Annotated in this window: 16 protein-coding genes; 5 read left to right on the top strand and 11 right to left on the bottom strand. The window is 62.4% G+C overall.

The window, feature by feature from the left end:
- Positions 1-184: 184 nt before the first annotated feature.
- On the top strand, positions 185-730 hold the full coding sequence (locus FA04_RS12130) for an adenine phosphoribosyltransferase (protein WP_034788812.1): 546 nt from the start codon (positions 185-187) through the stop codon (positions 728-730).
- A gap of 46 nt (positions 731-776) precedes the next feature.
- Here the strand turns inward: FA04_RS12130 and FA04_RS12125 are convergent, their stop codons facing one another.
- From FA04_RS12125 to FA04_RS12115, 3 genes are all read right to left on the bottom strand, one after another.
- Positions 777-989 carry a hypothetical protein gene (locus FA04_RS12125; RefSeq protein ID WP_034788810.1) on the bottom strand — a complete coding sequence of 71 codons (213 nt, stop codon included), beginning with the start codon at positions 987-989 and terminating at the stop codon, positions 777-779.
- A 138-nt stretch (positions 990-1,127) separates the two neighbouring features.
- Positions 1,128-1,598, bottom strand: coding sequence for a MaoC family dehydratase (locus FA04_RS12120; protein ID WP_089045006.1), 471 nt, complete (start codon positions 1,596-1,598; stop codon positions 1,128-1,130).
- Positions 1,598-2,050, bottom strand: a complete 453-nt coding sequence (locus FA04_RS12115; protein WP_034789044.1) for a MaoC family dehydratase — start codon at positions 2,048-2,050, stop codon at positions 1,598-1,600. The genes FA04_RS12120 and FA04_RS12115 overlap by 1 nt, the downstream gene beginning before the upstream one ends.
- Positions 2,051-2,238: 188 nt before the next feature.
- On the opposite strand from FA04_RS12115, the gene FA04_RS12110 reads away from it, so the two are divergent.
- Positions 2,239-3,345, top strand: a complete 1,107-nt coding sequence (locus FA04_RS12110; protein WP_034788807.1) for a hypothetical protein — start codon at positions 2,239-2,241, stop codon at positions 3,343-3,345.
- Positions 3,346-3,404: 59 nt separating this feature from the next.
- On the opposite strand, the gene ychF is transcribed toward FA04_RS12110, so the two are convergent.
- Complete coding sequence (ychF, locus tag FA04_RS12105) at positions 3,405-4,508, bottom strand: redox-regulated ATPase YchF (RefSeq protein WP_034788804.1); 1,104 nt, start codon at positions 4,506-4,508, stop codon at positions 3,405-3,407.
- Between the two features lie 189 nt (positions 4,509-4,697).
- Here ychF and FA04_RS12100 point away from each other — a divergent pair, with 189 nt between their 5' ends.
- Both FA04_RS12100 and clpS read left to right on the top strand, forming a co-directional pair.
- The gene (locus FA04_RS12100) at positions 4,698-5,264 is read left to right on the top strand and encodes a hypothetical protein (RefSeq protein ID WP_034788801.1); all 567 of its coding nucleotides are present in this window, start codon (positions 4,698-4,700) and stop codon (positions 5,262-5,264) included.
- 151 nt (positions 5,265-5,415) lie between these two features.
- Positions 5,416-5,727, top strand: a complete 312-nt coding sequence (gene clpS / locus FA04_RS12095) for an ATP-dependent Clp protease adapter ClpS (protein WP_034788786.1) — start codon at positions 5,416-5,418, stop codon at positions 5,725-5,727.
- 58 nt (positions 5,728-5,785) lie between these two features.
- On the opposite strand, the gene FA04_RS12090 is transcribed toward clpS, so the two are convergent.
- Both FA04_RS12090 and FA04_RS12085 read right to left on the bottom strand, forming a co-directional pair.
- The gene (locus FA04_RS12090; protein WP_034788781.1) at positions 5,786-6,088 is read right to left on the bottom strand and encodes a DUF6958 family protein; all 303 of its coding nucleotides are present in this window, start codon (positions 6,086-6,088) and stop codon (positions 5,786-5,788) included.
- On the bottom strand, positions 6,072-6,632 hold the full coding sequence (locus tag FA04_RS12085; RefSeq protein WP_034788778.1) for a GFA family protein: 561 nt from the start codon (positions 6,630-6,632) through the stop codon (positions 6,072-6,074). The genes FA04_RS12090 and FA04_RS12085 overlap by 17 nt, the downstream gene beginning before the upstream one ends.
- 118 nt (positions 6,633-6,750) lie before the next feature.
- On the opposite strand from FA04_RS12085, the gene FA04_RS12080 reads away from it, so the two are divergent.
- Positions 6,751-7,380 (top strand): TetR/AcrR family transcriptional regulator, encoded by a 630-nt coding sequence (locus FA04_RS12080; RefSeq protein ID WP_034788776.1) that lies wholly within the window; start codon positions 6,751-6,753, stop codon positions 7,378-7,380.
- A gap of 35 nt (positions 7,381-7,415) precedes the next feature.
- Here the strand turns inward: FA04_RS12080 and FA04_RS12075 are convergent, their stop codons facing one another.
- From FA04_RS12075 to FA04_RS12055, 5 genes are all read right to left on the bottom strand, one after another.
- Positions 7,416-8,408 carry a hypothetical protein gene (locus FA04_RS12075; protein ID WP_034788773.1) on the bottom strand — a complete coding sequence of 331 codons (993 nt, stop codon included), beginning with the start codon at positions 8,406-8,408 and terminating at the stop codon, positions 7,416-7,418.
- A 58-nt stretch (positions 8,409-8,466) separates the two neighbouring features.
- Entirely contained in the window at positions 8,467-9,186 is a 720-nt protein-coding gene (pth, locus tag FA04_RS12070) for an aminoacyl-tRNA hydrolase (protein ID WP_034789041.1), read from the bottom strand.
- Positions 9,187-9,253: 67 nt separating this feature from the next.
- The gene (locus tag FA04_RS12065) at positions 9,254-9,988 is read right to left on the bottom strand and encodes a substrate-binding periplasmic protein (RefSeq protein WP_034788770.1); all 735 of its coding nucleotides are present in this window, start codon (positions 9,986-9,988) and stop codon (positions 9,254-9,256) included.
- Between the two features lie 113 nt (positions 9,989-10,101).
- Complete coding sequence (locus tag FA04_RS12060; protein ID WP_034788767.1) at positions 10,102-12,486, bottom strand: putative bifunctional diguanylate cyclase/phosphodiesterase; 2,385 nt, start codon at positions 12,484-12,486, stop codon at positions 10,102-10,104.
- A 260-nt stretch (positions 12,487-12,746) separates the two neighbouring features.
- Complete coding sequence (locus FA04_RS12055) at positions 12,747-13,355, bottom strand: 50S ribosomal protein L25/general stress protein Ctc (protein WP_034788765.1); 609 nt, start codon at positions 13,353-13,355, stop codon at positions 12,747-12,749.
- Between the last annotated feature and the right edge of the window lie 40 nt (positions 13,356-13,395).

The following is a 13,395-nucleotide window of genomic DNA, read 5'->3' as shown; positions in this document are numbered from 1 at the left end:
TTCCCTGTGTAAGTTTGATGCGAGAGCGCGGCGCGCCGGTCGGGCGACCGCACGGTCAGAGTAGCATCAACCCCCGGCACGGCCAATTGTTCCCACCGAACGCGCGACAAGAAACCGTTATAGACAAGCGGGCCGATGGTGTTATGGGTTTGCGGTAACAAGAGACGCAAAGGCCCTTTTGCCCATGACCTCCACCGTTCAATCGGAACTGATTGCCGCCATCCGGAACATTCCTGACTATCCGAAGCCGGGCGTGATGTTTCGCGATATCACCACGTTGCTCGGCAATCCGCGCGCCTTCCGCCGCGCGATCGACGAACTGGTGCATCCCTATGCCGGCACCAAGATCGATAAGATCGCCGGCATCGAGGCGCGTGGCTTCATCCTCGGTGGCGCGATCGCGCATCAGCTCTCGTCGGGCTTCGTGCCGATCCGCAAGAAGGGCAAGTTGCCGCACGACACCGTGCGCATCGCCTACAGCCTGGAATACGGCGTCGACGAGATGGAGATGCACAAGGATGCGATCCAGCCAGGCGAAAAGGTGATCCTGGTCGACGACCTGATCGCGACCGGCGGCACGGCGGAAGCGGCCACCAAGCTCTTGAAGCAGATGGGCGCCGAGATCGTCGCCGCCTGTTTCGTCATCGACCTGCCTGAACTCGGCGGCCGCAAGAAACTCGAAGCGCTCGGCGTCAATGTCCGCACGCTGATCGAGTTCGAGGGCCACTGATCGGTCGTTGCGGGATGGGTGCGGAGAACCGCGCCCTTCCTTAGGCCTACATGCGGTTGATCGTCCGCAGCATCAATTGCACTTCGCGCTGGGCTGCCGGCGACAATGTCTCCACTTCGGTGAGCCAGAATTTTTCGGCTTCCGGCGGCTCGTCTTCCCAGCTTCTGACCGATGTTTCGTTATCATCGATGACGACGCGACGGTGACCGCCAAGACGCAGATATTCGTCCGCCAGTTCGCGGACGTGGGTTTTTTCCATAGCCGCTCCTCCGCTAGCAATGGTCGCTGCCCGCAAGCCGCTTGAGCGCGGCCAAGGGCGCGCAACCTGTAGCCCGAGAGTGTACACCCGGCGAAAGGCGATTTTAAGAAATGATGGTGGTTGGCCGGTTTCGTCCGGTCAGACGAACTCGATGACCTTGCTCTCGAAACGGATCACCGCTTCGCCGTGCTGGTTTTCGCCTTCGCACAGGATCGTGTTGACCCGCCAGCCGGGCTTTGAAGCAAGCGACCGGCTTTCAAGAAACGTGACGAAGTAGGTGACCGTGTCGTCGGCATAGACGGGCTTCAGCCATTTCAGGTCACGAAATCCGGGCGAGGGGCCGAGGTTCGGCGCCTTCAGGCCTTCCGCGGCAAGCCGGCGTTGCTCGTTTCGCCAGAACTTGACGAAGCACTGCATCCACCCGGCGCAGGTATGCCAGCCCGAGGCACAAAGGCCGCCAAACAGCGAATGCCGCGCCGCTTCCGCATCGAGATGGAAGGGTTGGGGGTCGAAGTCGGTGGCAAACCGGATGATGTCCTCGGCCGTAAAGGTCAGGCTGCCGATCACGGTCCGGCTCTTGGCCGCGTAGAATTCTTCCATCGTCATCATCAGGCTTTGCCCTTGTCGCGGCAGCGAAAGAGAACCGAGCATTCGGAAACCGCCACGGGTTCACCGGCCTGGTTATTGATTTCGTTTCGGAATTTGACGATGCCGAGATCGGGTTTCGACTTCGAACGGCGCGCCTCCAGCACGAGGCTGAAGCCCGAGAGCACGTCGCCGGCAATGACCGGCTTCCTCCAATCCATGAAATCGATGCCGGGCGAGCCCTGGGACGTGGAATTTCCCATGAAGGCATCGAGCATCATGCGCATGCCGATGGCGCTGGTGTGCCAGCCGGAGGCGGCGAGACCACCAAGAATGCTGCGTTTTCCCGCTTCCTCGTCGAGGTGCATCGGCTGCTGATCGAATTCGTTGGCAAACGCGATCATCTCCGGTGGCTTCATCTCGACCGGCTTGTAGTCGAACCGCCGGCCTTCGGAAAAATCCTCGAAGTAGAGCATGCTTGCCTTGTCCCGTCTGATTTGTTGCCGCATTACCTACTGCATAATTTCCGGAAGCGGAATCGATTTGCGCGGAGATGCGCAACATCGCGGGTCGCTCGCGACGTTTCGCGGTTGCGCTTGGCTCTTGTCCATGCAACCAGCTGATAATCCGTCCCATCCGCTCGTGTCTTGACTGAGGAAAGCGCGTGACCGAACTGAACAGAGCGCTCGCGGGCGCAGCCGAAAAAGGCATCATATCCGCGCATCAGGTGCGCGATCTCGAAGTCTATCTGGCTGATCGCGGCTTCCGTTTCGGACCGGCGGCATCGGATGCCGCGGCCGACAGGGCCGACGCCGCGCTCGATGCGCGGGCGGCGGAAGACAGCGAACAGCCGCGCTTCATCAGAGGCTTTCACGACATCCTGATCACCATCGGCATCGTGGTCGTGCTCATCGGCCTGTGGGGCCTGACCGGTCCGCTTGCAACGCTGCCGGTCATTCTCGTGCTTGCGGAAATTCTCGTGCGGCGCCAGCGTCTGGCGCTGCCTTCGGTGGTGCTGACGCTCGCGCTCGTCCATTGGGTCGCAATGACGTCGATGTGGCTGGTGGACGATCATGAGGACACCTGGCACCCGCTTACCTTCACCCTGGTCTACGTTGCTACCTTCCCGATCCCGCTGGCGCTGTTCTACTGGCGCTATCGCGTTCCGCTTGCGCTGGCCGGTCTGGTGCTGTCGATCGCGCTCACCTGCGTGGTGGCGGTCCTGCTCGCATTCGAGAGGGTCCTCGGTATCGACGTGGCCAACCCCGATTACGTCCTGCTGCTTCCATTGACCCTGCTCGTCGGGGCACTGGCTGTCTTCGCGATCGCCATGCGCTACGACGTTTCGGACCCGCAGCGGCTCACCACCCGTTCGGACATCGCCTTCTGGCTGCATCTCGCAGCCGCGCCGGCTCTGCTTTACTCGCTGATGGGACTGGTGTTCCTGGTCAATGGCGGTGCAACGTGGTGGGACGGACAGGCGAGCTTCAATCAGGCCGCTTCCGCCATTGTGATCGTCGCCGTGTTCATGCTGGTCGGGCTCGTCATCGACCGCCGCGCCTTCGTCACATCGGGGCTGTTGTCGCTGGGCGGCGCGATCTGGACCGTGCTGAGCAAGACCAATGCATCGCTCGACAGTTACGTCTTCATAGCCTTGGCGGTCGTCGGGGTAACGGTCTTGTTCATCGGCATTTTCTGGCAGCGGCTGCGCCGCATGGTCATCGACCTCTTGCCGGAAACGATAACGGCGCGGTTGCATGCCGCGCCGTAGTATCAAGTTCTGATGTGCTCCGATCCCGCGCCTTGAGTGCGGGATCAGACCGACAGGTCTTACGTGTTGAAGCGGAAGTGGATGACGTCGCCGTCCTGGACGACGTATTCCTTGCCTTCGTCGCGGGCCTTGCCGGCTTCCTTGGCGCCCACTTCGCCGCCAAGTGCGATGTAGTCTTCAAAGGCAATGGTGTTGGCGCGGATGAAGCCGCGCTCGAAGTCCGTGTGGATGACGCCGGCGGCCTGCGGAGCCTTGGTGCCGCGCTGGATTGTCCAGGCGCGCGTTTCCTTGGGGCCGACGGTGAAATAGGTGATGAGGTCGAGCAGCTTGTAGCCGGCACGGATCAGTCGGTCGAGACCGGCTTCTTCGAGACCGAGCGCGCTCAGGAACTCCTTGGCTTCTTCCTCCGGCAGTTGCGCCACTTCCGACTCGATGGCAGCGGAGATCACGACGCTTTCCGCCCCTTGCGCCTTGGCCATTTCGGCCACCGCGCGTGTGTGTTCGTTGCCGTCGACGGCATCGCTTTCCGCGACGTTGCAGACATAGAGAACCGGATGGGCGGTCAGGAGGTTGAGACCCTGCAGGATGCGCAGTTCTTCGGCATCGAGCGTCGAAAGCAGCGTGCGGACCGGCTTGCCGTCCTGCAGAAGCTTCAGCGAGGCTTCCATGATCGGAAGCTGTGCCATCGAATCCTTGTCCTTGCCGCCGGCGCGCTTGCGGGTCTGCTCGGTGCGGCGCTCGAGGCTGTCGAGGTCGGCGAGCATCAGCTCGGTCTCGATCGTCTCGGCATCGGCGACCGGATTGATGCGGCCTTCGACGTGGGTGATGTCGTCATCCTCGAAGCAGCGCAGCACGTGAACCACGGCGTCCACTTCGCGGATGTTGGCGAGGAACTGGTTGCCGAGGCCTTCGCCCTTCGATGCGCCGCGCACCAGGCCGGCGATGTCGACGAAGGAGATGCGCGTCGGGATGATTTCCTTCGACTTCGCGATGTCGGCCAGCTTGCGCATGCGCGGATCCGGCACCGCCACTTCGCCGGTGTTCGGCTCGATGGTGCAGAAGGGATAGTTGGCCGCTTGCGCCGCTGCCGTCTTGGTGAGTGCGTTGAAGAGCGTGGACTTGCCGACGTTCGGCAGTCCGACAATACCGCATTTGAAGCCCATGGGGTCTCGTCCGTATCTTAAAATTCCGTTGGCGTGGCTATGCGGGAAGGGCGCTCCCCGGTCAAGGGCGCAGGCCCTGTTCACGGTAAATAAGGGGTCGAGGCCGTTGAACGCGTGCTCTTCGGGCCGCATATGCGCTCGGATTTCCGCCGGCCCTGTTCGGCGGCCAAGAAATTGAGGAGCCCCGCATTGATCGACCAGAAGTTCTTGTTTCCGCGCGTGCCGGTTGCCGTCGTCGATATTGGCGACACACTCGAGGCGCTGTTGATCCGCGCGACGCTCGAAAGCATGGGCGCCGTCGTCACGCTGCATCTGCCGGGGACACCAGGCGATTTCCTGACCTTGCTCGCTGGCGGCGAGCTCGTTCACCAGCACCTGATCATTTCCGGCCACGGCGACGAGAACGGCTTCGTCTTTGGCGAATACATCGAGGAAATCGACACCTCGATGCTCATCGAGGGCAGCCTGCCGCCCGCCGTTATCGCCGAACATGCCAGGCTTGACGGCAAGATCGTGCTCAGCACCTGCTGCGAGACCGGTGGCAAGCGCTATGGCGATGCCTTTGTCAAAAAGGGAGGGGCGGCCCTCTACGTTGCGCCTGACGGCTCGCCGGAGGGGGCGGACGCGCCGCTTTTCGTGCATTGCTTCTTCCATGCGCTGCTGGCGCGCAAGCAAGAGGCAAGGGCGGCGCTGGAAAAAGCCCGCTCCTATGACGAAGCAGCAGCGATGTTCGTCGGCCATTGGGGGAGGCGCTGATCTCCGCCTGCGTCCGTGCGCTTGCTTTTGCTTGATCGGCACCTGCGCCCGTAGGATAGTGCGCCTTCGGCGCCGGTGCGTCTGACGGTGCGCCGAGGCGGTTCTGCCCCGCGGTGGTGCCGGCCAATCTGTCATCAACGGGGTGGTTCCGATGAGTGACAACGAGGTTGCCAGAAAAGTCAAAGTGAGGGTGAAGCCGAAGCTCGATCGGCCGAAGCTTTACAGGGTCATGCTGCTCAATGACGATTACACGCCGCGCGAGTTCGTCGTCGGCGTGCTCAAGGCCGTGTTCCATATGAGCGAGGAGGCGGGCTACCGGGTGATGATGACGGCCCACAAGATGGGGAGCTGCGTGGTGGTCGTCTGCGCCCGCGACATCGCCGAAACCAAGGCCAAGGAAGCAACCGATCTCGCCAAGGAAGCGGGTTTCCCGCTGCTTTTCACCACCGAACCAGAGGACTAGCAGGCCTCATGAATAGTTGGCGGCGGCCGGGGAAATGCCCGGCGGCCATCGGCCTGCCTCATGGCTTCCTGTGCAGGCGAAGCGGCTTGCTCGCTTCGCGCTCGATCGTGCCCTTGGCTTCGAGATCGAGCTGTACAGCCTTTAGCCACCAGCCCGCCTTCGCTCCGCCGGGGAAAAGGTCCTGCGGCAGCAAGGGCAGGAGCTGCTCCTTCGCGTCCGCCACGGTCAGGCCCGGTGCTGAGGGCGGCAGCACCGCGAGCAGGGCTTCACGCATCGCCTCGTATTTCATCCGGTCGACGCGGTACTTGTGGCCGGGCGAGACGATGTTTTCGATCTCGATCTTCTCAGCCTGGGATGCCATTGGCCTCGCCTTTCACATAGTCGATCTTCGGCGCCTTGAATCCCATCGCCGCCCAGGCGGTCAAAAGCCGCCACATGAAGCGGCCCGAATGTGTCTTGTAGCTCGGCAGCGTGTCGGCAAACTCGACGCCGGCCTTGCGATCCTTCGTCATCGTGCGCATTTCGAGCGGCGGCTGTTCGTCCCGGGCAAAACGCTGATTGTAGACGCTCAGCCAGTGACCGCCCTTGAATTCCAGGAACATGGCCGAGTTGCAGCAGCTGGCGATGACCCGGCGCGTCGGCGCTTCCGGCGTCAGCCGGTGTTCGCGCAGAAGGTCGCTGCCCCTGACGCAGCGGATCCGGTCCTTGCGGTAGAGCGCAAACCGCGTCGAGCCGTCGGCTTCCATGACCGGCGACGCCTCCGGCAAGGCCTCGAAACGCTCGCCGGCGGTGCGGCAACTGGTGCAGTAGCAGGCGGCGCCGACGATCGGCTCGCCGGCGGCTTCAAAGGCAACTAACCCGCAGCGGCAGGTGGCAATGCGATGTCTTTCCTGTGGTTTGGCCATGGCCATCTCCTGATCCGACTTCGCTAACTAGACTGGACCGTCCAGTTTGATTTGTCAATCCGACTGGCCTATTCTGTAAGCCAAGTGATTTGGTGAGATACGGCAAGGGGGGGCAGGTTTGAGCAATGGCGCAAAGACGCGCATGGAGCGCACCCGCAAACTGATCGTGGCTGCAGCCAGTGATCTCTTTCTCAAGCACGGCTTTCTCGGCACCAACATGGACGAGATCGCCGCGACGGCGGAGGTCTCGAAGCAGACGGTTTATTCCCATTTCCAGAACAAGGAGGCGCTGTTTCTCGAAGTCGTGCGCAGCATGACGGGGGGAGCAGGCGACGAATTCCAGGAGCAGGTGGCCGATCCCGATGGCGACGAGCGGATCGAGGACTTCCTGCTCGACTATGCCACGCAGTTGCTGACGATCGTGATGACGCCGCGGCTGATGCAGGTTCGCCGTCTCGTCATCGCCGAGGTGGAGCGGTTTCCGCAGCTTGGCGAAGCGCTGCACGAGCGCGGGCCGATGCGCTCGATCCGGCGGCTGGCGGTCGCCTTCAGGCGCTATGGCGAGAAGGGCGACATTCGGGTGAAGGACGCCGAGGTCGCCGGCGGGTTCTTCAACTGGCTGGTCATGGGCGGGCCGGTAAATGACGCCATGCTGCTCGGAGATAGCGCCATTCCGACGCCGGAGGTTCTCCGAGCCCATGCGTCGGAGGCGGTGCGGATCTTTCTGGCGGCCCATAGGCCCGGGTGATGGATGGATACGGACTGTGCTCAGCCGCGCCGCCTTCACGGCAAGTGGGCGTCCCACCATTTGAGCACGCGCATCGCCTTGAGCGTCACCCATCGCGAAGGGGCGTCGACCCCGTCATCGACGTCGAACCACACGCGTCCGGCGGGGCGCCAGTCGAGCGGCCATGCGCCGTTTTCGAGCCGCCTCGAACGCAGATGGCCGATCGCTTCGCTGAGCCGTGGATCAGGTGCCGCACCGCAAAGGAGCGTCGCGGCGCGAAAGTAATCGAGCGCCCGCAGGATGTCGTATCGCCAGCGGCTCGGGTGGCAGAGGCACAGGAAGCGCTTGTCGGCGGCTTCGCCCGTGCTCAGGCGGCGGAAGAGATGGCGCTTGAGCAGATAGTCCTCGCCGGCCCGGCGCGCCACCTTGGACTGTGGCGTGCCACCGGTCGCCCTTTCGAACGCAAGCAAGCCTTCGAGCACGTTGATGGTGGTGGCAAAGGAGGACCGGAGCGAACCGTTTGCCCGTTCGCAGTTCCAGCCGCCATCGGCCTGGGCCTCGCCGACGAGCCTGTCGACGATCCGCGAAACGTCGACGCCGAAATAGGCGCCGTCGGCAACGGTGCGGCCGTTGATGCACTCCTCGACTTCGCCTTGCCAATAGGGCTGGCCGCCTTCGTCCCAGCGCGAATTGGCGCCGATCAGGTCGACGGTTCGTCGGGCCCGATCGGACGAAGGGTCGAGACCGAACTCCCGCAGCTGCGACAGCGAAAAGCACGTTGCCGTCCAGGGCTGGCCGTGCTCGGTCCACTCGTGCGCGTCGAAACCGGCGGGAATGAAGGCGCCTGCCGCCCATTGCCCATCGTCATCCTGATGCGAGAGAAGCCTGGCGCCCCAGCCTTCGGTGTCCACCTTGGCCCGTTCGGCTTTCCATAGAGACTCTGGGGCGTCCAGCAGGTCGCGCATCACCTGCCAGCGAATTGCGGGATCCGATGCGAGAAGCCAGTCAATCACCGGGTCGGTCACGGGCGTGCTCCAGGCTTGTGCCATCGGGTCGATCTGACCCGTTTCGATTGCACAAGCTAGGGCGCGTTCCGGATTGGGGAAGCTAGTCGTTCTTCGAGCCGAACATCTTCTTCAGCATGTCGGCCATTGGGCCGGTTGCCGGAAGCTTCTTCGGCTGGGCGGAATTGCGCGCCTGGCGGATATGTGATTGCGCGCCCTGCTTCTTCGGGCCTTCAGCCTTTTCCGCCTCCGGCTTGCCGCCGGTCGCGAGCGCGATCTTGTTCAGAAGCTGGGAATCCTCGCCGCGCACCAGCATGTCGGCATTGTCGGCGATGGCGTCGAGCAGGGGCACCAGCCAGGCCTGGTCGGCTTTGGCGAAATCGCCGAGCACATGGGCATGCACCAGATCCTTGACGCCGGGATGGCCGATGCCAAGCCGCATGCGGCGATAGTCCTTGCCGCAATGGGCGTCGATCGACTTGATGCCGTTATGCCCACCATGGCCGCCGCCGACCTTGATGCGCGCCTTGGCAGACGGCAGGTCGAGTTCATCATAGATGACGGTGATGTCCTTCGGCTGCAGCTTGTAGAAGCGCATGGCCTCGCCGACCGCTTCGCCGGACAGGTTCATGTAGGTCTGCGGTTTCATCAACAGAACGCGCTCGCCGCCGATGTCGCCCTCGGCGATCTCGGCCTTGAACTTCTTCGACCAGGAGGAAAAGCTGTGCCGGCGGTGAATGACATCAACCGCCATAAAGCCGATATTGTGCCGGTTGGCGGCGTATTTCGAACCTGGATTGCCAAGCCCTACGATGATCAACATGGTGCTGCGCATTCATGATTTCGGGGTGATGCCATCCAAAAACACCGCACCCCCCGGAAGTCAACGCCTATTTCTCCGCCTGCAGGCTGGCATTGGGCTTGAGCCCATATTGCTTGAAGATCACATCCTGGGTGCCGTTGCCGATCAGCCGGTCGAGTTCGTATTGCATGGCGGCGACGATATCGCGGGGAAAGTCGCGATGGCAGGCGATGCCGTAAAGCTTGCCTTCCAGCACCAGCGCGGCCTCCACCGGTTTGCCTTCGCTGCGCATGCTTTCGAAGGTCTTTTCGGACGTCATCAAAAGATCGACCCGGCCGGCGAGCAGCTTTTTCAGGCTGGAGTCGAGATTGGCCGCATAGTCGATCTTGGGGAAGCGGTGCTCCTTGAGATAGGACGCCGAAAAATCCTCGCGCTGCGTGCCCACGGTATATTGGTGCGCGTCCTCCAGCGATGCCGGCGCGATGGCGGATCCGGCCTGCCGGACCATGACCATGTGGTCGATCAGCAGCGGCTCGACCCACTGGAAGTTTCGGTCGCGCTCGGCGTCGTGGCCGGTGGTGAAAACACAATAGGCGGGATCGGTCTCGGCCAGCATGAAAGCCCGCGCCCAGGGTAGAACCTCGATCGTATAGGGCAGCTTCAGGCGCTCCATGATGAGCTTGACCTGGTCGACGGCCGCACCGCTCGGGCCGGCCCCGGTCGAAAAGTTGTAAGGCGGATACTCCTCGGTGACGAACTTGATCGTCTGAGCCTCGGCCGTCGTTGCAAGACCAAGGAATAATGCTGCGATCAGCGCCTTCACATCCTTTCCTCCTCTTCTGCGTCCGCCTTGCGACGGATCTTTTCTATCCCCGGCCTGTGCCCGACCTTAGGCCCTAAAGCTCTCCCGCGCCCCAGGGAACCAGGTGGGTGAACTCATGCCCGCATGCTGGGTGCGGAAGCCGCTTTTGCCTCGGAGTCGCTTTCGAGCATGGCCAGCATCCGGTCGACCGGCATCGGCCGGCTGAAGAGATAGCCCTGGCCGCAATCGACGCCGAGCTTGCGCAGCAGCTGCCACTGTTCCTTCGTCTCGATGCCCTCGGCAACGACGGTGCAGCCCATCTGGTGCGAGATCGTGCGGATGCCCTTGATCAGCATGCGGCTCTTGCGGCGGATATCGGCGGTGCCGGAGCTCAGCGACCGGGTGAAGGACTGGTCGACCTTGACGATATCGACCGGGAAACGGTTGAGATAGCTCAGCGACGAATAGCCGGTGCCGAAATCGTCGAGCGCGATGCGGCAGCCGAATTCGTTGAGCTGCTTCAGCACCGAGTGAACTTCCGGATTGTCGAGCATCAGCACCGCTTCGGTGATCTCGACGACGATCCGGCTCGGCGAGATATGATGCTTCAGAAGCAGGGCCGCGAGCTTGTGCGGCAGCGTCAGTTCGAACTGCAGCGGTGAGAAGTTGACAGCGAGATAGGTGTTCTGGGTGCCGTCGAGCTCGGAGATCGCTGCCAGATGGCGGATTGCCTTTTCAAGGATCTGGTCGCCGATGCGGGCGATCATGCCGGTTTCTTCGGCGATGCCGATGATCTTGCCGGGCGCCATCAGGCCCTTTTCCGGGTGGTTGAGGCGCATCAGCGCCTCGAAGCCGGCGATCTGCCCATCGGCGAGGCTGACGATCGGTTGCAGCCAGGCTTCGAAGTGATCGTCCTTCAGGCCGGCTTCGATGCACTGCTCGATCTCGTGGCGCTCGCGCGAGGCGTCGAGCATGCCGGCGTCGAACACCTGCAGGCCATTCTTGCCGTCGTGCTTGCGCGCATACATCGCCATGTCCGCCTTCAGCAGCAGGTCGGAGGCGTTTTCGGCATGAGTCGGGTAGACGGCGATGCCGACGCTGGCGCTGACGAAAAGCTCGTTGCCGGCGATCGCCATCGGTTCGTGCAGCGCCGTGACGATGCGCTCGCCGATCTCGGCCGCAAGGTTCCCGGCGTTCGGATCGGAAAGCAGGATGGCGAATTCGTCGCCACCGAGCCGGGCCATGATGTCGCCGGGCGGCAGGGCGGCCTGTATGAGCTCGACCGTCTGGCGCAGCACTTCGTCGCCGGCGGCATGGCCGAAATTGTCGTTGATCCACTTGAAGCGGTCGAGGTCGATGAACAGGCAGCCGAGCTGCATGCCGCATTGATCGGCCTCGGTGATCGCCTCGTCGAGCGCGGCCTCGAAACCCTGGCGGTTCAACAGGCCGGTCAGGTGATCGGTGATCGCCTGGGTGTGGTTGCGGCTTTCCGCCTGCTTCAGCGCGGTCACGTCGGTCATGACCGAGAGCGACAGGCTGCTCTCGCCGGTCGCCTTCGTCTCCTGGATCAGCACGGTCATCGCTTCGCCATCCGCCTTGCGGAAGGGAACGGTCACTTCGCGGATGGCGTGATCGGCAACGGCGATCGTCTTGGCGTGGCTGCGATAGGTTTCGTGCCAGTGCGGATCGAAGAAATCGATGAAGTCGCGCCCGACGACGTCGTCGCGGCTGTAGCCGGTCGCCAGCAGCCAATAGTCGCTGACGGCGAGCAGGCGCCCGTCGACATCCAGCGAAAACAGCATCGCCGGCGTCAGGTTGTAGATGTCGGTGACGCGCTCATGGGCGTTCTTCAGCTCGGTCTCTTCGCGCTCGAGGCGGTCCTGCATCTCGTTGAAGTTGGCGGCGAGTGCGCCCATTTCATCGTCGGAGGTCCAGTCGACGCGGTGGCGAGACCCGAGCCGGCGCGTAGCCTCGATCGCGGCGGTCAGGCGCATCAGCGGGCGCATCACCGTAAAGCGATTGCCGACGAGCGCAGCGGCAAAGACGATCGCGACCGCAAAAAGCAGGATGGCGAGAATCGCCAGTTCGTCCTTGCTGAATTGCGACAGCAGACCCGGCGTCGGGACCCTGACTTCGATGCGTCCGACCTCTTTCATGCCATCGACCGACTGATAGGAAATGGGCAGGATGAGGACCCGGTCCTTGGTGCTCGGCAACACGCCGCCCAGCGGCATCTGCGCGAGGATCGATCCGGACTGGTCGCGGATGGTGACGGAGAGGATGTCGGTGCCGTTTATCAGCGAACGGGCGATGTGCTTGATGGCGTCACTGTCAAAGTCCCAGATGGGCTTGCCGAGCGCCTCGGCGCTCGCGGCCATCAACAGTTCGATGTTGTGCAGGCGCTCGCGTGCAATGCGATCGCTGGAGATGCTGAGAAAGAGTGCAAGCAGCGGGGCAATGAAGACGAGCATCGCGCCGCAGACAATCGCAATAAACCGGTTCTCCACGGAGTGCATCATCGCATGCACGCCTCAGAAGCAGCTGCCACCCATCTCATATCAGAATTCTCTTCAGACAAGCCCATTTTTCCCCGTCAGAAGAACATCATCAAAATCTTAAATGTTGCTGAAATCGCTTCATGATAATTCGTGGGGCGCGGCATCGATGCGGCCGAGTGCCGGCGGGCAGCCGCCAATGCAAAAAGCCCGCCCCAAACGAATGGGACGGGCTTTCGATGAAGTGCGGCGGGACCGGCTTTCGCCGGTCGCCCAGAGGCCAATCAGGCTTCTGCTTCGCCTTCGGCTTCTTCCTTCACGCCACCGGCCGGTGCAACGATCGTTGCAATGGTGAAGTCGCGATCGGTGATAACCGGGGTCGCGCCCTTCGGCAGCTTGATGTTGGAGATGTGGATGGCGTCGCCGACCTTGAGACCGGAGAGGTCAACGGTCAGGAATTCCGGAATGTCGTTAGCCGAAACGTTGAGTTCGACGTCGTGACGAACGATGTTGAGAACGCCGCCAGCCTTGAGGCCCGGGGACTTCTCTTCGTTTTCGAAGTGAACCGGAACTGCAACGGTAACCTGGCTGTCCTTGGAGACGCGCAGGAAGTCGACATGCATCGTGAAGTCACGGACCGGATCCAGCTGGTAGTCCTTCGGCAGGACGCGGATCTTTTCGCCGTTGACGTCGATGGTTGCGACGGTGGTCATGAAACCGCCGGCGTGGATCTTCATCGTCACTTCCTTGGTGGAGAGCGCGATGGAAAGGGGGGCCTGCTTGTCACCGTAGATGACAGCCGGGATAAGACCGTTGCGACGAAGTTCACGGGAGGACCCCTTACCAACCCGTTCGCGCGTCTCGGCCTTGAGCTCGTAGGATGCGTGGCTCATGGATAGACCTTTCTGTGTCTAATGCTGGAGAGTTCGACCG

This window comes from Ensifer adhaerens (assembly GCF_000697965.2).
Classification (GTDB): Bacteria; Pseudomonadota; Alphaproteobacteria; order Rhizobiales; family Rhizobiaceae; genus Ensifer; species Ensifer adhaerens.
This window is presented reverse-complemented; position numbering and strand designations above follow the sequence as displayed.